The organism is Sphaerisporangium corydalis, from assembly GCF_025506355.1.
Taxonomy (GTDB): domain Bacteria; phylum Actinomycetota; class Actinomycetes; order Streptosporangiales; family Streptosporangiaceae; genus Sphaerisporangium; species Sphaerisporangium corydalis.
The window spans coordinates 118605-142634 of the sequence record NZ_JANZYP010000002.1 but is presented as its reverse complement, the minus strand read 5'-3'; the positions used below and the strand labels follow the sequence as shown (position 1 = coordinate 142634).

Sequence of the window (24030 nt, the reverse complement as noted above, 5' to 3'; positions counted from 1 at the left end):
CACTCCTCTCCTGCCTCGCGAAACCCGCTTCAGGCGGTGCCACGATCCGAGCGGCCAATGGGTAGACATTCTACGCGTCACTAGCTTAGTGTGGTAATGCCTACATAGGGCATATGCCGACTGCATACGCCGAACCAGGGCCGGGGCGATGGGGACCGTCATGCATTTCAAGGTTTTAGGTACTTTTGAGGTGCGAATCGGCGAGCAAGATTTAACGCCTTCCGCACCAAAACTCCGCACGGTGTTGTCCTTACTTTTGATTAACTACAACCGGATCACCCGTGCGGACTCGCTGATCGACGAACTGTGGGGTGACTCACCGCCGATCAGCGCCGCGACCACCTTGCAGACCTACATCTACCAACTCCGCCGCATGATGACAGCGGCAGGACACCCGGGCGAGGAGTTCCTCGTCACGAAGGCCGCCGGATACGAGGCACAAGTGCCTCCCGAGGCCATCGACATCCACCACTTCGAGCGGCTCGTCCAGCAGGGGAGAGAATTCCTCGCGGCGGGCGAGCTGGAGCAGACGTCGGACACGCTCGGTCACGCGCTGAGCCTGTGGAGAGGGAGCGCCCTCACCGACGTCCCTCGGGGCCGCCTGCTGGAGGCTCACGCGATCAAGCTGGAGGAGAGCCACCTCAACGCGCTGGAAATGCGGATGGACGCCGCGCTGCGGCTCGGACGCCACCGCGAGCAGATCAGCGAGCTGAAGGAGCTCACCTCCACCTACCCGATCTGCGAGGGCTTCTACTCGCGGCTCATGCTCGCGCTCTACAGGTCCGAGCGCCGCAGCGAGGCCCTCACGGTCTACCGGCGGCTGCGCTCGATGCTCAACGAGGAGCTCGGCCTCGAACCTTCACAGCCGGTGCAGCGGCTCCAGCAGGCCATCCTCCGGGGTGACCCCTCGCTGGACCTGCCGCCCCGCAAGGTGGAGGCTCCGAGGCCGGCCCCGGTGCCGAGGACGGCGCCGGCGGAACTGCCTCCCGACATCGTGGACTTCACCGACCGGAGCGAGGTGCGGGCGCGGATCGAGACCTCGCTCATCAGCCCCGCCAACAAGAAGGCACTTCCGATCGTCTCGCTCACTGGCATGGCCGGAGTGGGCAAGACCGCGCTGGCCACCCACGTCGGGCACCGCATCCGCGGCAGGTTCGCCGACGGCCAGCTCTACCTGAACCTGCGCGGCATGTCCGCCGAACCGCGCGAGCCGGGCGACGCGCTCGGCGCGATGCTGCGGGCCGGCGGGCTGCGCGACAGCCAGATCCCGGGCGGCTTCGAGGCGCGCCGCAGCCTGTTCCGCACGTGGAGCGCCGACCGCAGCCTGCTCGTCGTCCTGGACGACGCGTACTCGGGGGCACAGGTCAGGCCGCTCTGCCCGACCGGGCCGAACAGCTCGGTCATCGTCACCAGCCGGTCACCGCTCTACGGCCTGACCAGCGCCGACCAGATGGAGCTCGAGGTCTTCGACATCGACTCCGGCCTGGAGCTCCTGCGGCGCATCATCGGGGACGGGCGCGTGGCGGCCGAGGAGGACGCGGCACAGGAGATCGTCGAGATGTGCGGAGCGCTGCCCCTCGGCCTCCGCATCGCCGGCGAGCGCCTGGCGGCGGCCCCGCACTGGACGCTGGAGCGCTGCCGGGCCAAGCTGGCCGACGAGCGCTCACGCCTGGCCGAACTGCGCTGGGGCGACCTCGACGTCCGCACCCGCCTGGAGGACAGCTTCCGCCAGCTCAACCCGAAGATGCGCGAGGCCTTCAGTGTGCTCGGCGCGTCCAGGGAGCGCGACTTCTCCACCCACAGCACCGCCGGCCTGCTGAACATCAGTGTCAGCTCCGCCGAGGAGGTGCTCACGCATCTGATCGACATGAGACTCATGACGATCTCCCAGAGCAGCCCTCAGGGCGACTACTCCTGCGCCATCCCTGAGCTGACCCGCCTGTACGGCGTGCAGTGCACCGAGGAAAACCGGCCGCACGCAGCGCTGTAGGGGCACCCATCCCGATTCGAGAGCGCTTCGAGCGCACCGCGCGACCATCGAGAACGTAACGGTTCCCGACGGATCCAGAAGGGCTCTCCCAATGCATCACCACCGCACGGCCGTACTGATCGTGGGTGGCGGGCTCACCGGATTGAGCGCCGCGGTTTTCCTGGCCGCGCAGGACGTTCCCGTCCTGCTGGTCGAGCGGCACTCCGGCACGCTGATCCATCCGCGAGCACGCACCATCAACTCACGCACCCTCGAACTGTTCCGGCAAGTGGGGCTAGAGGACGCCATCCTCGCCGCCCAGAGGCCTTTCCACGGCAAGATCATCCTTCACGCGCCGACCCTGGCGGGCCCGGAGGAGCGGTGCCGGCCCATGGAGGTCCAGGAGGACAGCCGTGACGCCAGCCCCTGCCCCTGGGTGCCCATCGACCAGGACGTGCTGGAGACGATCCTGCGGGAACACGCGCGAAAGCTCGGAGTCGACCTGAGGTTCTCCACCAGGTTCGAGGACTTCGAGCTGGACAAGGGCGGCGTGACCGCGACGATCCGGGACCTGGCGAGCGGGCGTGACGAGGTCGTGCGGGCCGACTACCTCATCGCCGCGGACGGGGGGCCGAGCCCGATCAGGGAACGGCTGGGCATCGCACGCAAGGGCGCGGGCCGCCTCGGCCACACCGTGACGCTGGTGTTCGAGGGGGACCTGTCGCAGGCGCTGTGCGGGCGGTCCGTCGGCCTGGCCCACCTGCGGGAACCGGTCCTCGGCACGGTGCTGATGCCGCACGACAGGGACGACCGCTGGGTGGTCAGCTTCCCCTACGACCCGGCGCGCGGGGAGTCGCCTGAGACCTTCACCGAGGAGTACGCGATCGAGCTGATCCGCGCCGCCACCGGGCTGCCGGACCTCGACGTCGACATCGTCCCGCAGATCGCCGACGGCACCAAGGTGCTCAGCTACGACATCGACGCGCTGCTCGCGACGACCTACCGGGACGGCCGCGCCTTCCTCGCGGGGGACGCCGCCCACTCCATGCCGCCGTCGGGGGCGTACGGCTCGGGGACCGGCATCCAGGACGCGCACAACCTGGCCTGGAAGCTCGCCGCGGTGCTGTGCGGGCACGCCGGCCCGGCCCTGCTGTTCGGGTACGAGGAGGAGCGGCGCCCGGTGGCCGACCTGACGATCAGGCAGGCCGTGCTCAAGCGCGAGGTGAACATGGGCCTGGCCGGGGCCGAGGAGGCCGCGCGGCTGCGGCCCTCCGAGTCGGTGATCCTCGGCTACACCTACGGCTCGGGCGCCGTCTTCGGCGCGGGGCCGGCCGAGCTGGTCGCGCCCGCCGAGCTCGACGGCCGGCCGGGCAGCCGTGCGCCGCACCTGCCGATCCGGCTCGACGGCCGCGACCTGTCCCTGCTGGACCTGTACGGCAGGGGTTTCGTGCTGCTGTCCGGCCCGGACACCGACGCGTGGACCGACGCGGCGGCGAAGCTGACCGGCGAGTTCGGCTTCCGCCTCGACGCCTACCGGCTCGGCGTGGACCTCGAGGTGTCCGGGGGGTGCGAGGCGCACGGCATCGGCCCGACCGGGGCGCTGCTGGTGCGGCCGGACGGGTTCGTCGCCTGGCGGGTCCGGCGGTGCCCGGCGGACCCGCTCGGCGCGCTCGACGCGGCCGTGACCCGCCTGCTGTGCCGCGACTGACCGGACCGCTCAGGTACGGCCCTCCCGCGACGGGCCGTACCTGAGTCCAAGGCCCCGCGGACCCCGCCGGACGATGTCCTCAGGGCGGGGTGCGGGTTCCGTGCCGACGGCTACCAGGCGACGGGCAGCGACTGGGGACCACGGATCATCTTCGACCGGGCCCACGGGATCTCCTCGACGGGCGCGGCGAGGCGCAGGTCCGGGAAGCGTCCGAGCAGCCCCGCGAGCGCCGCGCCCAGTTCCAGGCGGGCGAGCTGGGCGCCGAGGCAGTGGTGCGGGCCGTGGCCGAAGGCCAGGTGCGGGTTCGGCCGCCGCGTCAGGTCGAGCTCGTCGGGCCGGTCGAACACCGCGGGGTCCCGGTTCGCCGAGGTCGTGGCGGGCAGCACGGCCTCGCCCGCCTTCACGACGGTGCCGCCCAGCGGGACGTCGGCCACCGCCACCCGGATCGTTCCGCCCGTGACGGCCAGCGGGGTGTACCGCAGCAGCTCCTCGACCGCGTCGGGCAGCACCGCGGGGTCGCTCCGCAGCAACGCGAGCTGCTCGGGGTGCCGCAGCAGGGCGAACACCGCGCCGGAGATCAGGTTGGCGGCCGTCTCGTAGCCCGCGACCAGCAGGGTAACGCCGAGGGTGACCAGCTCGGACGGGCTCAGCCGCTCGTCGTCCCCGGCCGCCGCCAGCGCGCTCAGCAGGTCGTCGGCGGGCTCGCGGCGCTTGGCCTCGACCAGCTCGCCGAGGAAGCCCTTCAGCAGGTCCCCGGCCTCGCGCATCGCCTCGGGGGTCGCGCCGGTGACGGCGAGGTAGGTCTCCGACCACTCCTGGAAGCCCTCCCGATCCTCCTTCGGCACGCCGAGCAGCTCGCAGATGACCGTGATGGCCAGCGGGCGGGCCAGGCCGGCCACGACGTCACCGGTGGACCCGGCGCCGGCCATGGTGTCCAGCAGGGCCGCCACGTGCTCCTCGACGCGGGGCCTGAGCCGCTCCACCCGCCGCGCGGTGAAGGCCCGCATGACCAGGCCGCGCAGCCGTGTGTGCTCGGGCGGGTCCATGGTGGTCATGGAGTCCCGCTCCAGTGGGATGGCCCGCGCCCTCGGCGCGCCGGGCGCGGCGGCGGCGGCCCGGCTGAGGCGGACGTCGGCGAGCAGCGCCCGGTTGTCGGCGTGCCCGGTGACCAGCCACGCGTGGTCGCCGGTGGGCAGCCGGACCGGCGCGACGGGACACCTTCCCCGCAGTTCCCTGAAAACCGGAGCCGGTTCGAACGGCACCGGCGTCTCCGGCGGAAACGTCAATTCGAAATCATTCTCGGCGCGCTCGGCCACGGTCTCTCCCAGAATAAGCAGGGTGGGCGAGAATATCATTCATCAATCCCCTGGAAGACGGCTCGAAGCTCCCTCGAAACCATTAACAGATAATTGTCACACATATCTTCGCGGAACTAGAGTCGGGGCAGGTAGTCGGACGGAACAGGGAGGTAGGCGGAATGAGTTCCCCTTCGGTGGTCATCGTGGGAGGCAGCCTGGTCGGCCTTTCACAGGCTCTTTTCCTCGCCTATCAGGGCATCGACTGCGTGGTCGTGGAACGCCACCACGGACTTTCCGCGCACCCGCGGGCGCGCGGCATCAATCCCCGCACCATGGAGCTGTTCCGGCAGACCGGGGTGGAAAGCCGGCTGCGGGCCGCGGAATCGGCCAAGGCGCTCGCCGGCAACTCCGGAGTGGTGATGGCCGGCACGCTCTCCGGCGGCGGTTACACCCGGATGGACCAGGCGTACTTCATGGACACCGACACCGACTTCTCCGAGCACACGCCCGTTTCGTGGTGCCTGTGCCACCAGGACGAGGCGGAGCCCGCCATCGCCGCCCGCGCCCGCGAGCTCGGTGCCGACCTCAGGTTCGGCACGGAGCTGACCGGTTTCGAGCAGGACGCCGACGGCGTGACCGTCACGGTCCGTGACCGCGAGAGCGGCGCCGAGGAGACCATCCGCGCCGGGTACCTCATCGCGGCCGATGGGGCGCACAGCGGCGTCCGCGAGAAGCTCGGCATCCCTCTCGCCGGGCCCGGCACGCTGAGCGACTTCCTGAACATCTCCTTCACCGCCGACCTGCGCGAGGTGCTGGGCGACCGCCGCTTCGTCATCTGCTACCTGCGGTCGATGCCCATGCGCGCGGCCCTGCTGCCGGTCAACAACGCCGACCGCTGGCTGCTGCACGTCGAGTGCGACCCCGAGCGCGCCGCCGCGATCAGCGACGAGGAGTGCCGCGAACTGGTGCGGGCGGCCGTCGGCATCGAGGACCTGGACGTCACCATCGACCAGGCCGCCCCGTGGGCCATGTCGGCGCACGTGGCGACCTCGTTCCGCAAGGGACGGGTCCTGCTCGTCGGCGACGCGGCGCACGTCATGCCGCCGACCGGCGCGTACGGGTCGAACACCGGCATCCAGGACGCGCACAACCTGGCCTGGAAGCTGGCCATGACGCTCAAGCACGGGGCGGCCCCCGCCCTGCTGGACAGCTACGAGGCCGAGCGGCGCCCGGTGGCGTCCGAGACGATCCAGCAGGTCGTGCTGCGGTCGCGGGACCGGTCGCGGATGACGGGCGCCGGCGACGGCGGCACCGGCCCGGCGATCCGGTCGGACGCCGAGCTGATGTTCACCTACCGCTACGAGTCCGACGCCGTCGTCCAGGACGCGGACGCGCCCCCGGCGACGGGCGGCGCGTACGGCGTCGGTGTGCGCGCCCCGCACCTCACCCTGGTCCGCCCGGGCCAGCTCGTGGACCTGCTCGACCTGTTCGGCCACGGCTTCGTCCTGCTCACCGGGGCCTTCGGCGGGGCGTGGGCCGAGGCGGCCACGACACTTGCCGACCAGTACAAGATCCCCCTGACCGCCTACCGCGTGGTGCCCGCGCTGGAGGAGTCCATCAGGCGCAGGGACGTCCTGGCCGACCCGATGGGCCGGTGGGCCGCCACCTTCGGGGTGCGGCAGACCGGCGCGGTGCTCATCCGCCCGGACGGGTTCGTCGCCTGGCGCGCCGTCGACGCGCAGGACGACCCGCACCGCCACCTGGGAGAGGCACTGTCCCGCATCCTGCACGCCGGTACAGCCCCTTCCCTGGTCTAGGGACAGCGGCCCGTGGAAGGAGACCACATGCGACAGCACCGCAGAGCGCTCGTCACCGGAGCGTCGGGCGGCCTCGGGGCCGCCTTCGCCAGAGAACTGGCCGCGCGCGGGGCCGACCTGGTCCTGGTGGCGCGCGACGAGGAGGGCCTGGAGACGCTCGCGAAGGAACTGCGCGAGCGCCACGGGTGCGTGGTGGACGTCCTGCCCGCCGACCTCGCCGAATCCGCCGACCTGGCCAGGGTCGAGCGCCGCCTCGCGGACGCGGACGAGCCGATCGACCTGCTCGTCAACAACGCCGGGGTCATCGGCCCGGTGGGCCCGTTCGCGGCGCGCGACGCCGGCACCGAGGAGCTGAACCTGCGCCTCAACGTGCTGGCCGTGATGCGCCTGACCCACGCGGCCGTCGGCGGGATGGCCCGCCGGCGGCGCGGCGGGGTGATCAACGTGTCGTCGGCGATGGGGTATCTGCACATCCCGGGCGGCGCGTCGTACGCGGCGGCGAAGTCCTTCGTGACCTCGCTCAGCCAGACGGTGCACAGCGAGGTGCGGGCGCTCGGCGTCCACGTGCTCGCGCTGTGCCCGGGGTCCACGCGCACCAACCTGCACCGTGCGGGCGGCAAGCGCGGCTGGACCCTGGGCAGGGTGCGCGAGCCGGAGTTCGTGGTGCGCGAGGCCCTCGCGGCCCTCGCGTCGGGGCGGCCGGTGCACATCCCGGGCCGCGAGTACAAGATGAAGGTGCTGCTCGCCAGGTACGCCCCCCGCCGCGTGGTCAGCCGCGTCCTGTACCCGGGGTGGGACGTGCAGACGTCCCGGCGGCTGGCCGAATCCTTCGAGGCCTGACCGCCGGGACGCTTCGAAACAGGTTCAGACCAGCGAGATCTGGCAGTTGTCACCGAGGACCAGCCGGTGCCCGCCCTTGGCGGGCCCGGCGGTGCGCACCGTGGTCGCGCGGCCGATGAGCGAGCCGTGGATGCCCCGCACGTCGCGGATCACGGCCCGGTCCATGACGATGGAGTACTCCACCGTGGCGTCCTCGATGACGCACTGCTCGCCCACCGAGGTGTACGGCCCGAGGTAGCTGCCGTCCACGATGGCCTCTGGCCCGATGACCAGGGGGCCGACCAGGCGCGAGCGGGTGACGGTGGCGCCCGCCTCGATGACCACCCTCCCGATCACCTCGGTGTCGTCGTCGACCTTGCCCGCGATCCGGGGGCCGACGAGGTCCAGGACGGCCTGGTTGCACTCCAGCAGGCTGTCGATCAGGCCGGCGTCGCGCCAGAAGCCCTGGTAGAGGCGCCCCTGGACGTCGTAGCCCTTGTCGATCAGCCAGCCGATCGCGTCGGTGATCTCCAGCTCGCCCCGCGCGCTCGGCGGGATGGACCGCACGGCCTCGTGGATGGACGGCGTGAACACGTAGATCCCCATCAGCGCGAGGTTGCTGGTGGGGTTCTTCGGCTTCTCCTCCACCGCCGTCACGCGCCCGTCGGCGTCCAGCACCGCCAGACCGCCCTCGCGGGGGTCGGCGGGGTGGACGGTGACCTGCGCGTCGGAGGGGTTCTCCCGGAAGTGGCGGACCAGCTCGTCGATGCCGTCCAGGACGACGTTGTCCCCGAGGTACATCAGGAAGTCGTCGTCGCCGAGGAAGTCCCTGGCGATGACCACCGCGTGGGCGAGCCCGAGCGGCGCCTCCTGCGGGATGTAGGTCACCTCCAGCCCGTACCTGGACCCGTCGCCGACCATCTCGCGGATGTCCTCGATCCGTTCGCCGACCACCAGGCCGACCTCGGTGATGCCGGCGTCCCTGATCGCCTCCAGGCCGTACGCCAGGACCGGCTTGTTGGCGATGGGAACGAGCTGCTTGGGCATCGTGTGACTGAGGGGACGCAGGCGGGTGCCGCTGCCTCCCGAGAGCACGAGGGCTTTCATCGTTCCTCCTGATGTGAGACTGACTGGTGGGCGATCGACGTCAGGACAAAAGGCGGGGATTCCCGAAGTTCGGTGCGCTTGGCGGCGAACTGCCGGCTGACGCCGCGGCCGAAGAGCGCCATCGCGACCGCCGAAGCCAGCAGGGCCGTGCCGACGATGAGGTAGTAGGCGGCCGGTGAGATGGTGGCGGAGAGCCGGACGACGATGCTGCCGAGCGACGCGCCGAAGGCCACGAACAGCCAGTACAGGCCCATCATCCGGACGCGGAAGGCCGGCGGCGCCGCGTCGGCCACCGCGCTCAGGCCGACGGGCCCGAGTGCGATCTCGCCGCAGGCCTGCAGGAAGAACACCGCGAGCAGCCACACGATCGGCACCCGCCCGGCCCCGGCCGAGGTCGCGGCGCCGAACATGACCACGAAGCTGGAGCCCGCGAGCAGGAGCCCGAGGACGAACTTCTGCCGCACGCCCCACCGGTCGCCGAGCCGCAGCCAGGTCCACGCGAACGCGGGCGCGACGACGAGGATGACCAGCGGGGTGGTGCTCTGCAGCCAGCCGGTCGGCACGGTGAACCCGCCCACGGACCGGTCGACGTGGTCGCGGGCGAACAGGCTGAGCAGCGAGCCCGCCTGGCTCACCACCATCCAGAACAGCGCCGAGGACAGCAGCAGCCAGGTGGCCGCCCCGAGCCGCTTGCGGTCCCCCGGCGACATCGCGGGGTGCCGCTTCAGCGCCCGCAGGCACAGCGGCGGCGCGACCAGCGAGATGAGGCCGAGCACCATGAGGACGTGCTCGATGGAGAACGCGCCGCTGACGACGTCGGCGGTCACCAGGACCGCCGCGACCGCGCCGGCGACGGCCACCCGGCGGTACAGGACCGCCAGCTCGGCGCTCGACGCCGGCCGCGCCGGGCGGTCGCCCTGCCCGGCGAAGTGCCGGGCGCCCCTGGCGAACTGGACGACCCCGAAGGCCATCCCGACGGCCGCCGCCCCGAACCCGGCGTGCCAGCTCACGTACTCGCCGAGGAAACCGGTGACGAGCGGGGCGAGCATCGCGCTGACCTGGATGCTCATGTAGAAGATGGAGAACGCCGCCTCGCGCTTCACGGCCTCGCCGTAGAAGCGGGTCAGCAGCGCGCTGAGGCTGGGCTTGAGCAGCCCGGTGCCGATGGCGATCAGCGTCAGCCCCGCGTACGCGGAGCCGGTGACGGGCAGCGCCATGCAGGCGTGCCCGGCGGTGATGAGACCGCCGCCGTACATGATGGCGCGCCGCTCGCCGAGCACGCGGTCGCCGAGCCACCCGCCGGGCTGTGCCAGCAGGAAGACGGTGGCCATGTACGCCCCGAACAGGGCGGCGGCGGTGGGGGCCGGCAGGCCGAGCCCGCCGCGGTCGGCGGGGGTGACGGCGTACAGGACCAGGATGGCCTGCATGCCATAGAAGCTGAACCGTTCCCACATGTCAGTGAGGAACAGCGTGGCGAACCATCGAGGGTAACGAGACCACGTGGACATGGGACGCTCCGGGCGAATCGTCGAATCGGTGCCGCGTGCGTCCGACCATCCAGGACAGGTCTCAAAGGGGGATCGAAGACATCTGGATCACTGTTCCAGGCCCCTGCGAGTAGGATAGGTTTTTCTCCTACATGTAGAATCCATATGCTTCTAGGGGGCGATCATGGAGGTGCTCGACCTGGCACGGCTGCAGTTCGCCGTGACGACCAGCTTCCACTTCTTGTTCGTGATCGTCACGCTGGGGCTCACGCCGTACATCGCGTTCATGCAGACGCGGTACGCCATCACCGGCAAGCCGATCCACGAGCGGATGACGAAGTTCTGGGGACAGATCTACGTCATCAACTACGCCGTCGGCATCATCACCGGCCTGCTGCTGGAGTTCCAGTTCGGCATGAACTGGACAGGGCTGACCGCCTACACCGGCAACGTCTTCGGCGCGCCGCTGGCCATGGAGACGCTGGTCGCGTTCTTCCTGGAGTCGACGTTCCTCGGCATGTGGATCTTCGGCTGGGGACGGATGAACAAGGCCGTCCACCTGCTGCTGTTCTACCTGGTGACGATCACCGCCTACGTCTCGGCGTTCTGGATCATCGTGGCGAACGGCTACATGCAGCACCCCGTCGGCGACGAGGTGCGCGACGGCGTCGCCCGCCTGGCCGACCTGTCGGCGGTGCTCACCAACCCGAGCGCCACCTCCGCGCTCAAGCACATCGTGCCGGGCGCGCTCCTGCTGGGCGGATACCTCATCGCCGGCGTCAGCGCCTGGCACCTGCGCCGGGACACCGGCGACCGTGACCTGCACGGGCGCGCGCTGCGCCTCGGCCTGCTGGTGGCGTTCTTCGCCGCGTGGTTCACCAGCATCATGGGCTTCGGCCAGACCGACCTGCTCGCCACCACCCAGCCCACCAAGCTGGCCGCGATCAACCCCGGCAAGCTCCAGGAGCTCGGCGCTTCCGTGCCGCCCGAGCTGGCCGCCGCCGGATCGCCGCCCGCCTTCGTCAAGAGCTTCTTCAGCTGGATGCTCACGGTCGGCGAGCTGTACCAGTACATCGGCCTGATCTTCGTGCTGCTGCTGATCGGCCGGTTCATCGAGCGCCGCCGCCTCGTGCTGCGCCTGCTCACCTGGATGATCCCCATCCCGTTCACCGCCGTGGTGGCGGGCTGGGTGGTCCGCGAGGTCGGCAGGCAGCCCTGGGCGGTGTACGGCCGGCTCACGACGGCCGACGCGGTGGCGTCGCTGTCCTTCGCCTCCGTCCTTGTGTCCCTGGTCGTCTTCACCCTGCTGTACGTCATCTGCGCGGTGACCGACTGGCTGCTCATCGCCAAGTACGCGAGGCTCGGCCCCGACGGCGCGGTTCTCGGCCGCACCGTCGCCGACCTGGACCGCGAGGAACGCCGTGAAGAGACCGTCTCCCCCGCCTACTGAGCCAGGGAGAGAGTCCTTCCCGCCCGCTCGGCCGGGGAGGACGTCTCCCCCGCCCACCTCGCCCGCCCACCGAGCCGCCCCCGAGGAGATGCGCACATGGACGTCGTCTGGCTCGCCGTTCTCATCCTGATGCTCGGCGGCTGGTCGCTGCTGGACGGATTCGTCATCGGCACCGGCATGCTGCTGCCCAGGCTCTCCGGCACGCCCGCCGGGCGGCGGCGCGTGCTGACCGGCATCGGGCCGTTCTTCCTGGCCAACGAGGTCTGGCTGATCGCCACGATCGGCATACTGACCGGGGCCTTCCCGGTATTCGAGACCCGGCTGCTGAGCGGCTGCCGGTCCGTCGTCGTGCTGATGCTCGCCGCGTGGATCGCCAGGGACGCCGCGATCTGGTTCCGCAGCCGCCGCCCGTCCGACCGGTGGCGCGACCTGTGGGAACGCGTCCTGGCCGTGGCCTGCGTCTGCTTCGCGCTGGCCTTCGGCCTGCTGATCGGCAACATCCTCGAAGGTCTCCCCGGCGCGGACCAGGGCAGCGGTTTCCTCGACGTGGTCAACCCGTTCACGCTGCTGTGCGGGATCGCCACGGTCCTGCTGTTCGCGTTGCACGGCGCGACCTTCGTCGCGCTCCGCGTGCCCGGCGAGCCCGCCGAGCGCGCGACCAAGCTCGCGGCCGTCCTGGTACGGCCCGCGCTGATCGCCGTCGCGCTGGCGGCGGTCGTGGGCGCGGTGTCGGGCGGCGTCCGCGACGCCGTCGGCCGGCCGGTGCCGGCCATCGCGCTGGTCCTGCTCGGCCTCGCCGTGGGGGCGTTGGCCGCGCGGACGGCCGGGAAGCGGCCGGGGCGCGCCTTCGCGCTCACCGCCGTCGCCGCGGCCACCCCCGCCCTGGTGGCGCTGGCCGGCACCGGCTCGGCCGTGCAGGAGAGCATCGGCGACGCCGACTCGCTCGCGCTGCTCAGCGGCATCGCCCTGCCCGTGCTGCCGGTCCTGCTGCTCGCGCAGGCGTGGATGTGGTGGACGTTCCGCCACCCGGTCGGCGAGCGCTCGGTGGTGTTCTTCTAGCGCCACCGGCCCCCAGCGCTGGGCGGCGTCCTTCCCGTCCAGCGCCCCAGTACGTCTCCTCCAAGCGCGTCGGCAAGTGATTGGGTGGCGTCCCCCCGCCGCCGGCGGTGTTCCCCCGACACCGCCCCGACGCCCGAAGGGCCCGGTCGACCAGGTCGACCGGGCCCTTCGGCGTGGGTGGCGGATCAGCCGGCCGGCGGGCGGTTCGCCGCCGACAGCATCGAGATGCGCCGCATCGTGTTCTTCTTGAACTGGGCCAGGAAGTCCTCACGCGTCTCCACGTGCCGGTCCTCGTCCATGTACGGCGCCAGCTTGAGCTCCATGTCGGGGCGCCCGCCCCTGGCGGCCATGTAGCGGGCCACGTCGTCCAGCTCGCCGTCGTACTGCACGACGCGGATCATCGACTCGTCCTTGACGAACAGGGCGACCGCCACGATGAGCCCGACCTCCTGGCCGGCCTGGTCGCGCAGCGCCGGACGCGCCTCGGCCTGGACCTCGCTGAAGACCTTCGCGATCTCCTGCTCGAAGCCCGGCTTGACCCGGTAGCGGAGCGCCGCGAGCTGGGCCCCCGGCACGTCCTGGATCGTCCGCTGCTGCACGCACAGCATGGTGCTCTTCCTGAAGTACGACAGGAAGCCCTCGACGCTGGAGGTGTCACGCTCCTCGGCGAGGTAGGGGGCGATGCGCTCCTCGGCCTCCCGGACGCCGCGCTGCGAGGCCATGTGGCGCGCCACGTCCTCCAGCTCGCCGTCGTACTGGATGGCCCGCACCATGATGTCGTCCTGGATGAACAGGCCGGTGCCGAGGATCCGCGCCGACTGGCCGCCCTGGTCGTTCCGCACGTTGGGGGTGTCGGCGCGCTTGAAGTTGGCCGGGTCGAAGATCTCGGCGATCTCCTTCTCGTACCCGGGCTTGACTCGGTAGGTGATGGCGGCGAAGGCCATGGCACTCCTTCTTTCCTCGGGTTGACGTTGGTCCGTCCCGGGCTCCCGTCACGCGGGGCCCGCGAACCGTTAGGGGAGCAGCACCGCCCCGGCGCCCGTGGCGACCAGCGCGGCGAGCGCGATCGCCGTACGCAGCAGGTGCCAGCCGCGCCACTCGGGGCGGGGGTCGGCCCAGTCGGCCGGGATCGCGGTCACGTCGATCTTGTGCAGCGACCGGTTGATGGGCACGTTGCACAGGTGCGACACGAACTGGCTGCCGAGCAGCAGGACCGCCGCGATGGCGAACCACGGCCCGGAGGCGCCGCCGACCAGCACTACCAGGGCGATGTCGAGCAGCATCGTGGCGTTCACCAGCAGGGGCATCAGCGGGTGATAGCCCTTGCCGAGCATCCGGTGCGTCTCGACGTACCTCTCCGCTGGCATCGCTATGAGTGTCGGCAGCACGCTCACCGCCACCGCGACGAACACACCGGCGGTGATACCGGCACCCACCAGGACGACGACGCTCACAACCTCCGCCAGCACGCTCCGTTCACCTTCCCTCCGTTCGGGACTCCCTTGTACGGGCATGCTCGCGCGCCCGGCTCGAATGCTCCTCGAAGACTCATGGGACGGCCTTCAGCGGCTTTCGAGGCGGATTCGAGAGGGGGTGTGGATCGTCTAGACCGACACGGTCGTAGGAAAGGTGGCGAGGTGACCACAGTCCTCATGCTCATCGCCCTCACAAGCAACGGGCTGGCGGCGGGCGTACTGCTGTCGACCGTCCTTGGCGGCGTACCGCTTCTGCTCACACTCCCCCCGGCGAGGTACGTCCACGCGCACGGCTTCCTCGCCCAGCGCTACGACCCCTTCATGCCGGTCACGCTGGCCCTCACGGCGGTCGTCGACGTGGTGCTCGCCTGGAGCACCCCCGGTGCCACCGGGCACGCCCTGTACGCGGCGGCGGCGGTGACCGTCGGCTGCGTGATGGTCATCTCGTTGACGAAGAACGTGCCGATCAACAAGTGGCTGATTTCTCTCGACCCCGACACGCTTCCGGCCGACTTCGACCGGCGCGACCCCCGCTACCGGTGGAGGACGTGGAACGCGGTGCGCACCGCGCTCGCGGTGCTCGGACTGGTGATCAATCTTGCGGCGAGCGCCAGTGCGCTCCTCTAGAAGGGACCGCGACCGATGGAGAACAAACCACCCGTGGGAATCGTGGGGGCACCCTTTACGGGACAGCTTCCCGCGGCGGCCCGCCTGCTGCTGCTGACCAGCGGAAAGCGCGTCTCCCAGGTCGTCCACCTGGTGGCGCAGCTCGGCATCGCCGACCATCTCTCCGGAGGGCCTCGCACGGTCGCCGAGCTGGCCGAGGCCACCGGCTCCCACGCCGAGTCGCTGGCCCGGGTCCTGCGCGCGTCGACGGCCGTCGAACTGCTGAAGGAACTGCCCGACGGCACGTACACGCTGACCCCGCTGTCGGACATGCTGCGGCGCGACAACCCCGACAGCGTCCTGGACATCGTGCTGTTCAACGGCGGCGAGCTCGTCGGGGCGCCCCTGACCCAGGCGCTGCACACCGTGCGCACCGGACGGCCGGCCTTCGAGCACATCTACGGCGTGCCGTTCTTCGACTACCTGCAGAGCCACGAGGAGAGCGGCGCGCTCTTCGACAGGGCCATGGAGCACATGAGCCGGGTCACCGCCCGTGGGCTGGCCGAGAAGATCCAGCCCGAGCGGTTCTCGCTGCTGGTCGACGTCGGCGGCGGGCGCGGCCACTTCCTGTGCGAGCTGCTGCGCAGGACGCCGCTCGCCGAGGGCCTGCTGTTCGACCTGCCGGCCGTGGCGCCCGAGGCGGAGCAGACCCTGACCGACCTCGGGGTGGCCGGCCGGGCCAAGTTCGTGGCCGGCGACTTCCTCAAGGAGGTGCCGTCCGGCGGGGACGCCTACGTGCTGAAGGCCGTGCTGCACAACTGGGACGACGAGTCGGCGCTGCAGATCCTCTCGGTCGTGCGGGCCGCCATGACGGCGGGGGAGCACTCCCGCCTGTTCATCGCCGAGCAGGTCATCGGCCCCCCCAACCAGTGGGACCACGCCAAGCTGCTCGACCTGGACATGATGCTCCGCTTCGGCGGGCGCGAGCGCGACCTGTGGGAGTGGCGGCGCCTGCTCGACGCGGCCGGGTTCGAGCTGCTCGACAGCCCGTCGGCCGGCGCCTGGAGCGTGCTCGAGTGCAGGAGGACGTCGTGAGCATCGACCTGACCGGCAAGAACGCCCTGGTCACCGGTGGCACCCGCGGCATCGGCCGTGCCGTCGCCCACACCCTGGCGCGTGCCGGGGCGAGCGTGACGGCCTGCTACCGCTCCGACGAGGAGGCCGCGGCCGTCCTCGCCAGGGAGCTGAAGGAGATCGGCGGCGACCACACCGTGGTCCGCGCCGACGTCAGCAGCCCCGAGGACGTCGCGCAGCTCATGGAGCACTGCCACGCGCGCGGCGGCCTGGACGTCGTGGTCAACAACGCCGGCGTCATCGGCGACCAGACCCTGGAGGAGCTGACGCTCGACGAGTGGCACCGGGTGGTGACCAACGACCTCACGGCCGTCTACCTGGTCGTCCGCGGTGCGCTCGGCCTGCTCACCGAGGGGGCGTCGGTGGTCACCATCGGCTCGGCCGCCGCCCTGCGCGGGCTGCCCGGCCGTTCCCACTACACCGCGGCCAAGTCCGGCCTCATCGGGTTCAGCCGGACGCTGGCCAAGGAGCTCGGGCCGAAGGGCATCCGGGTGAACGTGGTCGCCCCCGGCGTCATCGACACCGACGAGCCGCCCGGGCAGCCGTCCGAGCAGCAGCGCCGGCTCGGCTCCCTGATCGCGCTCCGACGGCTCGGCAGGCCCGACGAGGTGGCCGACGTGGTGCTGTTCCTCGCCAGCGACCTGGCGCGTTACGTGACGGGCGAGACCGTCACGGTCGACGGCGGCTTCTGAGCCGTTCGCGAAGGTACGCGTCGGGCTGCCGTACGGATCGTGGAGACGGGGTTCACTCCATCGAGCCGTACGGCAGCCCGACGTAGTTCTCCGCGAGCGTCGCCGCCGCCGCGTCCGAGGAGGTCACGTAGTCCAGGTAGGAGAGCTGCAGCCGGTGGCCGTAGGGGTCGTCGGACTCGAAGGTGTGCAGGAGCGTGGTCATCCACCAGGAGAAGTGCTGCGCCCGCCACACCCGCTTCAGGCAGGCCCGCGAGTAGTCGTCGAGCAGGTCCGCCGAACCGTCGCCGTACCAGCGGGCGAGCGCCTTGGTCAGCAGGCGCACGTCCGCCACCGCCAGGTTGAGGCCCTTGGCCCCCGTCGGCGGCACGATGTGGGCGGAGTCGCCCGCCAGGTACAGCCTGCCGTACCGCATGGGCTCGGCCACGAAGCTCCGCATGGGCGTCACGGCCTTGTCGAAGATCTCCCCCGTGGCCAGCTCGAAGCCGGGGACCGTCTCCAGCCGGGCTTTCAGCTCGGCCCAGATCCGGTCGTCCGGCCAGTTCGCGACGTCCTCGCCTGCGGCGACCTGGAGGTAGAAGCGGCTGATCTCGGGGGAGCGCATGCTGTGCAGGGCGAACCCCCGGTCGGTGCGCGCGTAGATCAGCTCCTCGGCCGACGGCTTCACCCGGGCCAGGATTCCGAGCCACGCGAACGGGTACTCCCGCTCGTACTCCGTCAGCACCCCCTCGGGGATCGTCGGCCGCGACACGCCGTGGAAGCCGTCGCAGCCCGCGACGAAGTCGCAGTCGAGCCGCTCGTCGCCGAAGGTCAGATACGGGCGGTCGGTGTCGAGCGCGTGCAGTGCCACGTCGTCCACCTCGAACCGGAGGTCCCCGCCGTCGGCCAGACGGGCGGCGATGAGGTCCTTGACGACCTCCTGCTGCCCGTAGACCGTGATGGCCCGGCCCGGGACCAGCTTCTCGAAGGCGATGCGATGCCCGGCGCCGCCGTACCGCAGCTCGATGCCCTGGTGGCGCAGGCCCTCCCGCAGCAGCCGGTCCCCCACGGCCGCCTCGACCAGGGTGTCGGTGGTCCCCTGCTCCAGCACCCCGGCCCGTACCCGGTTCTCCACGTACTCCCGGCCACGGCGCTCCAGCACCACCGACTCGATGCCCCGCAGGTGGAGCAGATGGGACAACAGCAGACCCGCCGGGCCCGCTCCGACGATTCCGACCTGAGTGCGCATAGGAGGAGCATCCTGCCACGCGCTGAGCCGGACAACGATGACCGCGTCCGCATCGGCCCGCGGCCCTGCGCGCCGGGGCCTCGCGTCAGTCGACCGAGAAGAGCTTGCGCAGGTGGCGGAGCTGGAGCTCGCGCTGGCGGCTCCCCCCGCCCTCGTGGCCGTTCCACGGGTACACCGAGATCTCCTTGGGCCCGGTCCACAGGTTGTACGCGGCGAAGACCGTCGACGGCGGGCAGACCGTGTCCATCAGCGCGGCCGAGTACATGGCGGGGACGCGTCCGCGTGCCGCGAAGTTCAGCCCGTCGAAGTAGGCGAGCGTCCGGAAGACCTGCTCCTCGGTGTCCCGCTGGGAGGACAGGAACCGCACGATCTCCTGGTACGGGTCACGGTCGGTGATCTCCACGGCCCGCCTGAAATGCGTCAGGAAGGGTACGTCGATCAGCGCGGCCTTGACCGACGGATGCAGCGCCGCCACGGCCTGGGCGATGCCGCCACCCTGGCTGATGCCCCAGACCGAGATGCGGTCGGCGTCCACGGACGGGTGCGCCGCCGCCGCGTCCACGGCGCGCACGGCGTCGGTGAAGACCCGCCGGTAGTAGTACCGCTCGGGGTCGAGGATCCCCCGCGTCATCATGCCAGGCGCCTGCGAATGGGCCCCGCCGTCCGGGTCGCCGGTGGCACCGGGGCTCGCGTGGTTGGACCCGCCCTGGCCCCGGGTGTCGACCACGAGCGTCGCGAACCCGGCCGTCGGCCAGGCGAGGTGGTCCACCGGCAGCCCGCGCCCGCCGCTGTAACCGATGAACTGCACCACGCACGGCACCTCGCCCGCGCCCTCGGGCACCAGCGCCCACGCCTTGATGGGGTGACCGCCCCACCCGGCGAACGTGGTGTCGTACACGCGCACACCGCTCAGCGGGGCGTCATGCGGGACGAATTCCGGCGCGAGCTCATGACCGGCGGCCTCCTGGAGGGTCCGCGCCCAGAAGTCGTCGAAGTCGGCGGGTTCGTCGCGCTCCGGGCGGTACTCGCGAAGGGTTTCCAGGGGGAGGTCGAACAGGCTCATTGCCACTCCATGGTCGGCTGAGGTCACCGGGGGCCGACACGCCGTCAGGTCTGCGGGCCAGGTTAGGCATGGTATCGAGAGGCGTCAGATCCGGTCGACGTGTCCCAAATAGTGATCATCTACGACGATACGGGATCGGCGATCATTCAGCCCGAGCGGGGGACCAGGGAGTACCTGACAGAGGGCGTCAGGCATCGCGAGGACGATGGGCCGTCCACCCAAAAAAGGAGGCCCGCTGTGCCACGTGCGAACGGCACTTTCGACATCACCGGCTGGGACCCCCAGCCGATCGACGAGGCCGAAGGCGCCACGGTGTCCCGCGTCCACGTGACCAAGGACTTCCACGGCGACCTGGACGGCACCAGCACCACCGACATCCTCACCGCGGTGACGCAGGTCGAGACCTCGATGGCGTACGTCGGGTTCGAGCGCTTCACCGGGAGCGTCCACGGCCACAAGGGGACCTTCGTCCTGCACCACACCGCCACGGGACACGACGGGGACCAGTCGATGAGCTGGAGCGTCCTGCCCGACTCGGGGACCGGGGAACTGGCGGGGATCCGGGGAGCGGGCCAGATCACCGTCGCCGACGGCACCCACTCCTACCACCTGGACTACGACCTGACCTGACCACCTGGGTCCACGGCCTGACCTGACCACCCGGGTCCACGGCCTGGCTCCTGAGGCGGCCGGCCCCGGTCGGAGCCGGCCGCCGGCACCCGCTCCGGCCGTCAGCGCTCCTGGCCGTGCGCACGCGCCCCTTCGCCGACGCGCACACCGGCTGCCGGCGCTGGGGCTCCGGCTCGCGGTGCGTCAGGACGACGCCGGCGTCAGCTCGCGTTGGCGCAGATCACGTACACGGAGACCCCCACCGTGGCGTTGTTGGGCTGCCGGCCGAGGCCGATCCACCCGTCGGTCTCGTCGGTGGGGAAGGAACCGACCAGGACGGCCTCGTTCCCCTGGGCCTCGGCGCCACCGCCGACCACCCGCTTGCCCGCCGGGCAGCGGATCGTCCGCCGCGCGAAATTGGCCACGTTGGCGTTGGGCAGCTTGAGCACCTGGTACCCGCTGAAGCCCGCGGCCGCACCAGAGCCCGGCGGCGCTTCCGCGGCGGCGCCCTGAACCCCCGGCGCGTCCGCGGCGGCGCCCTGGACCGCCGGCGCCGCGTCCGCGTACGACGCCGGCACGGCCACCGCCAGACTCGCGCCGCCGACCACCGTGGTCAGCACGAGAGCCGTCAGCCATTTGGCTTGCATCTCTTCTCCTTGCCTGGTCCGCCGTCCACCCGAGGCGGCCCCCCGGGCGGTTCACCCGGCGGGCGAGCCGCCGGTACGAGAAGTTCTCACTTCATCACTCACAGTAATCAGCCACGACTCTGGGTGTCCATTTCCGGCCGGACCCCCGTGTCGCGCCCCGAAGCGCTCAGAGGTCGAGCGGGGTCAAGGAGAGGTGAGGCAGAGGGTGGCGCACGGAATGTCGGGGTGGGGGCTTCAGGAGAGATACATCTCGGCAAGGTCGCGGGCCGTGGCCTGCAAGCGCTCACGCAGCTCGCACGGCTTGAGCACCTCCACCATCGAGCCGAGCCTCATGAACTCCGACTGCGCGTGGTCGAGCGACTCGATCGGGACCACGGCCGTCACCCAGCCCTCCTCGTCCGGGCAGGTGGCGGTCTGGTCCATCGAGTCGACCACGGCCGCGCTCATCAGCTCGCGCATCCGCAGCACACCGGGCGGTGAGACCCGCACGACGGCCTCGCTCCGGTACAGGCGGGTGCGGAACTCCTGCAGGAAGGACCGCCAGTACGCCCCGAGGTCGAAGTCCCGGGGCCGCTCGAACGTCGCGTCCAGGACGGTCAGGCCGACGACCTTGTGCACCCGGTAGGTGCGGATCTGGTCGTCGCCGTGGCCCACGAGGTACCACTTCCCGCCCTTGAGCACCACGGCGTACGGGTCCAGGTCCCGCGTCACCTCCACCGGCTCCTTCCACCGGTGGTACCGGATCCGGACGCGGCGCTGGTTCCACACCGCGTCGGCGAGCGCGGCGAGATGGGGTGAATGGTCGCCGTCGTGGTACCAGCCGTGCGCGTCCAGATGGAACCGCTCCTGGATGCGGGTCGCCCGCTCGCGCATCTCCGCCGGAAGCGCCGCCTGGATTTTGAGCTGCGCCGCCGCCACGACCTCGCCGAGTCCGAGCTCGGCCGCGGGCCCGGGCATCCCGGCAAGGAACAGCGCCTCGGCCTCGCCGGGGGTCATCCCGGTCAGCCGCGTGCGGTAACCGTCCACGAGCTGGTAACCGCCCGCCGGCCCCGCGTCCCCGAACAACGGGACGCCCGCCGCGTGCAGGGCCTCCACGTCGCGGTAGATGGTGCGCACGGACACTTCGAGGATGTCCGCGAGCTGGCGCGCCGTCAGCCGGCCCCGGGTCTGGAGCAGCAACAGAATGGACAGAAGACGACTTGCACGCATATCGCTGACAATACGTGTCAGTGTGCCGGTCCTATGGTCCGAAAGTGGCTTTCAAGGAGAAGTATCTGCGTGTCGCCGACCCGATCGAGATCGGTGGCCGCCAGGTCAAGCGCTACCACATCACCACCTTCGACACCGAGATCGAGGAGCCCGTCCAGAAGGCGGCCTACGCCTACCTGCCCGAGGTGCTGCCCGCCCGCGACGAGACGCCGCCCGCCGCGTTCACCGTGCTGCACCGCGGCGCGGACGCCGCCTACCTCATCGCCTACACCTGGATGTGGGACAACGTGCTGGAGTGCGGCTCGGCCGCCGCGGGAGTGCCCTTCCTCGGCTGCGACGACACCGATCCGACCAACTTCACGAAGGTCGCGCGGCCGTGGATCGGCTGCGTATGGGAGCTGGCACCTCTGGAACACGAGCGCGCGGCCTGGGTACGGCACATGCTCGTACCCGACAAGCCCCACCTTTCCGCCTATCTTGCCGACGTGCGCGCGACGGGAACGGTGGGTCTCGGGTAGGGAATCGTCCCCCGCGTCAACATGACGATGTCCGCTCTCGGACGAAACCGCCGTACATGGGGGGCCGCACTCTCTCCGTGGTCGTGCCTGATCAGGCCCCTGGTCGGGTGTTACCTCCCGGGTCGAGGGTCGTAACAGATGTCGCAAAAAGCCCTCCGTATCAGAAGATTGTGGACAGCCGGTTCTGGTGCGGCCAGGGGACGGACCCGATCCCTTGCTAGGCTGCAGGCATCTGTTAGGAACCCGGCGTCGTCTCATCCCCGGCTGGTGAGACCGTTGAGAAGTGGGGTCACACCGTGAAGAAGCTGCTCGTTCTCGCGCTCGTCGCCCTTGGGGGGCTACTCGTCTGGCGCAAGGTTCAGGCCGACCGCGCCGAGCTCGACCTATGGACTGAGGCAACCGGCAGCGAGAACTGACCACCGACCACCAACACGGTCGTGGCACCAGCCCGAAAGCAAGCCAGAGGCGACGGCACACCCACCGCCTCCACCCACGCGGCGTGTCCCGAACTAGGCGGAGGTGACGGCATGACCACCGCTTTCACCCACGCGGCACCGACTCAGGACCCAGGCGAAGGCGACGGGCACGCCCACCGCCTTCATCCGCGCAGCGTGGTCCGAAACAAGGCGGAGGTGACGGCATGACCAGCGCCTCACCCATCAGGCTTGCCTGCCTCGATCTGGCCGGCACCACGATCGGTGACATCGCCATGGTGGAACGGGCGTTCGCCGAGGCGATCGCCACCCAGGGCATAGTCCCCGGGACCGGGGCATATGCACGCGCCATGGTGCACGTGCATCGGTCCCGGGGATGCCCCAAGATCGAGGTATTCCGCGGCATCTTCCCGACCAACGAGGCACAGGCGCAGGCCGCCAACCTCGCCTTCGAACGCTCCTACGAGGGCGCCATCGGCCGGGCCGGCCTGGTCCCGGTGCCCGGCACCATGGAGGCCCTGGAGAAACTGCGGGCCGCCGACGTCAAGATATGCCTGATCACCGGCTTCAGCCGCGCGACTCTCGGCCGCGTGCTGAGCGCCGTCGGCTGGATGGACAAGGTCGACCTCGCCATCTGCCCCGAGGACGCCGGACGCGGACGCCCCTGGCCCGACATGGTCCTCACCGCGATCCTCCGCCTCGGCATCGAAGACGTCCGCCACGTCGCCGTCGCCGGCGACTCCGAAAGCGACATGCTCTGCGGCAGCCGCGCGGGCGCCTCGGTCGTGGCCGGCGTCCTGACCGGCGTCCACAGCCGCGAACGCCTCCTCAAGGGCGGCGCCACCACCATCATCGACTCCATAGCCGACTTCCCCACCCTGATCCTCAACACCCCCGCCCCCACCCCAACCACCCCGGCGACTTCCCTCCCGGCCAACGACCCCACCACCACCCCAGTGGCCACGTCCTCCCGGTAGGATGTCCTCCAGCAAGGGGCCTTAGCTCAGTTGGCAGAGCGCCTGCTTTGCAAGCAGGAAGTCAGGGGTTCGAATCCCCTAGGCTCCACCAGCATAAGCACACCCCCACTAATGATCGCTTAGTGGGGTGGGTGTCTAACTGGGTGCCTACGTATCCCCGCTCATGGGGGAAGATGTCGTCCATGGCTTCCGCCCCTTGCAGCAGGACAGATGAGAGCTGGAAGCGGTAGGCCGTCTGGTGTTCGCGTAACCGACCAGGCGTGAGATGTACTCCAGTGACACTTCGCGGTCGGGGTGACGTGAAAACGCCCACCACGTGATCATCGGTGTTTGTGAATTTCAGCTCACCGGTGAGAGGAGCGAGGGGCAGACGGTCGGGAGGCTGGATCTGACCAACGCCTGACGCGGCCACCATCCCCAGCGCCGTCGCGTTGCTTCCTGGACTCCCCGGTGGCGCCTACGACCCCGTAGCACATACTCGGGCGCGGCGCTCAGGATTCGCCGGCGCCATTCCTTCGCGCGATGAAGACGGAGCCGACGGCCAAACCCAGGGCCAAACCCAGGGCCAAACCCAGGGCGGCACCGAGAGCGATGTTGTCCAAAAAAATCCCGACCGTGGTGCCGAAGACGGCGCCGAAGAGAGAGCCAAATGCGAGCCAGACCCCGAGATTTCCCGAGATCCCGAGACGTTCGGTGCCCGAGGGCATGTTGTTGCTCGTCATCGCAT

At 70.5% G+C, this 24030-nt stretch carries 23 protein-coding genes and 1 tRNA gene; 14 read left to right on the top strand and 10 right to left on the bottom strand.

Translation table 11 applies throughout. The annotated features are described in order from the left end of the window. Positions 1-148: 148 nt before the first annotated feature. Positions 149-1990: an AfsR/SARP family transcriptional regulator gene (locus NYZ98_RS02210; RefSeq protein ID WP_316249520.1), complete on the top strand. Its 1842-nt coding sequence runs from the start codon at positions 149-151 to the stop codon at positions 1988-1990. Positions 1991-2081: 91 nt separating this feature from the next. Further along, positions 2082-3677: an FAD-dependent monooxygenase gene (locus NYZ98_RS02205; RefSeq protein ID WP_262840732.1), complete on the top strand. Its 1596-nt coding sequence runs from the start codon at positions 2082-2084 to the stop codon at positions 3675-3677. Positions 3678-3787: 110 nt separating this feature from the next. On the opposite strand, the gene NYZ98_RS02200 is transcribed toward NYZ98_RS02205, so the two are convergent. Further along, complete coding sequence (locus tag NYZ98_RS02200) at positions 3788-4963, bottom strand: cytochrome P450 (RefSeq protein WP_262840731.1); 1176 nt, start codon at positions 4961-4963, stop codon at positions 3788-3790. 191 nt (positions 4964-5154) lie between these two features. Here NYZ98_RS02200 and NYZ98_RS02195 point away from each other — a divergent pair, with 191 nt between their 5' ends. Both NYZ98_RS02195 and NYZ98_RS02190 read left to right on the top strand, forming a co-directional pair. After that, the gene (locus tag NYZ98_RS02195) at positions 5155-6792 is read left to right on the top strand and encodes an FAD-dependent monooxygenase (protein ID WP_262840730.1); all 1638 of its coding nucleotides are present in this window, start codon (positions 5155-5157) and stop codon (positions 6790-6792) included. A 27-nt stretch (positions 6793-6819) separates the two neighbouring features. Further along, a complete protein-coding gene (locus tag NYZ98_RS02190) occupies positions 6820-7632 on the top strand; it encodes an SDR family NAD(P)-dependent oxidoreductase (protein ID WP_262840729.1) in 813 nt (270 codons plus the stop codon). A gap of 24 nt (positions 7633-7656) precedes the next feature. Here the strand turns inward: NYZ98_RS02190 and NYZ98_RS02185 are convergent, their stop codons facing one another. Further along, positions 7657-8718 (bottom strand): glucose-1-phosphate thymidylyltransferase, encoded by a 1062-nt coding sequence (locus NYZ98_RS02185; RefSeq protein WP_262840728.1) that lies wholly within the window; start codon positions 8716-8718, stop codon positions 7657-7659. Continuing rightward, complete coding sequence (locus tag NYZ98_RS02180) at positions 8715-10226, bottom strand: peptide MFS transporter (RefSeq protein WP_262840727.1); 1512 nt, start codon at positions 10224-10226, stop codon at positions 8715-8717. Before NYZ98_RS02180 ends, NYZ98_RS02185 begins: the two co-directional genes overlap by 4 nt. A gap of 163 nt (positions 10227-10389) precedes the next feature. On the opposite strand from NYZ98_RS02180, the gene NYZ98_RS02175 reads away from it, so the two are divergent. Then, on the top strand, positions 10390-11655 hold the full coding sequence (locus tag NYZ98_RS02175) for a cytochrome ubiquinol oxidase subunit I (protein WP_262840726.1): 1266 nt from the start codon (positions 10390-10392) through the stop codon (positions 11653-11655). Positions 11656-11751: 96 nt separating this feature from the next. Then, complete coding sequence (gene cydB, locus NYZ98_RS02170; RefSeq protein WP_262840725.1) at positions 11752-12714, top strand: cytochrome d ubiquinol oxidase subunit II; 963 nt, start codon at positions 11752-11754, stop codon at positions 12712-12714. A 185-nt stretch (positions 12715-12899) separates the two neighbouring features. On the opposite strand, the gene NYZ98_RS02165 is transcribed toward cydB, so the two are convergent. Beyond that, complete coding sequence (locus NYZ98_RS02165) at positions 12900-13658, bottom strand: SchA/CurD-like domain-containing protein (RefSeq protein WP_262840724.1); 759 nt, start codon at positions 13656-13658, stop codon at positions 12900-12902. Between the two features lie 69 nt (positions 13659-13727). Continuing rightward, on the bottom strand, positions 13728-14183 hold the full coding sequence (locus NYZ98_RS02160) for a DUF1772 domain-containing protein (RefSeq protein WP_262840723.1): 456 nt from the start codon (positions 14181-14183) through the stop codon (positions 13728-13730). 168 nt (positions 14184-14351) lie between these two features. Here NYZ98_RS02160 and NYZ98_RS02155 point away from each other — a divergent pair, with 168 nt between their 5' ends. The 3 genes from NYZ98_RS02155 to NYZ98_RS02145 are packed head-to-tail and all read left to right on the top strand — an operon-like array spanning position 14352 to position 16621. Then, positions 14352-14816 (top strand): DUF1772 domain-containing protein, encoded by a 465-nt coding sequence (locus tag NYZ98_RS02155; RefSeq protein WP_262840722.1) that lies wholly within the window; start codon positions 14352-14354, stop codon positions 14814-14816. Between the two features lie 42 nt (positions 14817-14858). Next, a complete protein-coding gene (locus NYZ98_RS02150) occupies positions 14859-15890 on the top strand; it encodes an acetylserotonin O-methyltransferase (RefSeq protein ID WP_262840721.1) in 1032 nt (343 codons plus the stop codon). After that, positions 15887-16621, top strand: coding sequence for an SDR family NAD(P)-dependent oxidoreductase (locus NYZ98_RS02145; RefSeq protein ID WP_262840720.1), 735 nt, complete (start codon positions 15887-15889; stop codon positions 16619-16621). The genes NYZ98_RS02150 and NYZ98_RS02145 overlap by 4 nt, the downstream gene beginning before the upstream one ends. Before the next feature lie 52 nt (positions 16622-16673). Here NYZ98_RS02145 and NYZ98_RS02140 read toward each other — a convergent pair whose 3' ends face one another. Both NYZ98_RS02140 and NYZ98_RS02135 read right to left on the bottom strand, forming a co-directional pair. Further along, on the bottom strand, positions 16674-17846 hold the full coding sequence (locus tag NYZ98_RS02140; protein ID WP_262840719.1) for a 4-hydroxybenzoate 3-monooxygenase: 1173 nt from the start codon (positions 17844-17846) through the stop codon (positions 16674-16676). Positions 17847-17931: 85 nt separating this feature from the next. Beyond that, the gene (locus tag NYZ98_RS02135) at positions 17932-18909 is read right to left on the bottom strand and encodes an acetylxylan esterase (protein ID WP_262840718.1); all 978 of its coding nucleotides are present in this window, start codon (positions 18907-18909) and stop codon (positions 17932-17934) included. Positions 18910-19146: 237 nt separating this feature from the next. On the opposite strand from NYZ98_RS02135, the gene NYZ98_RS02130 reads away from it, so the two are divergent. Next, the gene (locus NYZ98_RS02130; protein WP_262840717.1) at positions 19147-19539 is read left to right on the top strand and encodes a DUF3224 domain-containing protein; all 393 of its coding nucleotides are present in this window, start codon (positions 19147-19149) and stop codon (positions 19537-19539) included. A gap of 200 nt (positions 19540-19739) precedes the next feature. Here NYZ98_RS02130 and NYZ98_RS02125 read toward each other — a convergent pair whose 3' ends face one another. Both NYZ98_RS02125 and NYZ98_RS02120 read right to left on the bottom strand, forming a co-directional pair. Then, on the bottom strand, positions 19740-20165 hold the full coding sequence (locus tag NYZ98_RS02125; protein WP_262840716.1) for a hypothetical protein: 426 nt from the start codon (positions 20163-20165) through the stop codon (positions 19740-19742). A 234-nt stretch (positions 20166-20399) separates the two neighbouring features. Further along, positions 20400-21374: a helix-turn-helix transcriptional regulator gene (locus NYZ98_RS02120; protein ID WP_262840715.1), complete on the bottom strand. Its 975-nt coding sequence runs from the start codon at positions 21372-21374 to the stop codon at positions 20400-20402. Between the two features lie 44 nt (positions 21375-21418). Here NYZ98_RS02120 and NYZ98_RS02115 point away from each other — a divergent pair, with 44 nt between their 5' ends. From NYZ98_RS02115 to NYZ98_RS02100, 4 genes are all read left to right on the top strand, one after another. Further along, entirely contained in the window at positions 21419-21892 is a 474-nt protein-coding gene (locus NYZ98_RS02115) for a hypothetical protein (protein WP_262840714.1), read from the top strand. A gap of 296 nt (positions 21893-22188) precedes the next feature. After that, entirely contained in the window at positions 22189-22308 is a 120-nt protein-coding gene (locus tag NYZ98_RS02110; protein WP_211264163.1) for a DLW-39 family protein, read from the top strand. Positions 22309-22532: 224 nt separating this feature from the next. Next, a complete protein-coding gene (locus tag NYZ98_RS02105) occupies positions 22533-23303 on the top strand; it encodes an HAD family hydrolase (protein ID WP_262840713.1) in 771 nt (256 codons plus the stop codon). A gap of 15 nt (positions 23304-23318) precedes the next feature. After that, positions 23319-23394, top strand: a tRNA-Ala gene (locus NYZ98_RS02100). A gap of 400 nt (positions 23395-23794) precedes the next feature. Here the strand turns inward: NYZ98_RS02100 and NYZ98_RS02095 are convergent. Then, on the bottom strand, positions 23795-24025 hold the full coding sequence (locus NYZ98_RS02095) for a hypothetical protein (protein WP_262840712.1): 231 nt from the start codon (positions 24023-24025) through the stop codon (positions 23795-23797). Between the last annotated feature and the right edge of the window lie 5 nt (positions 24026-24030).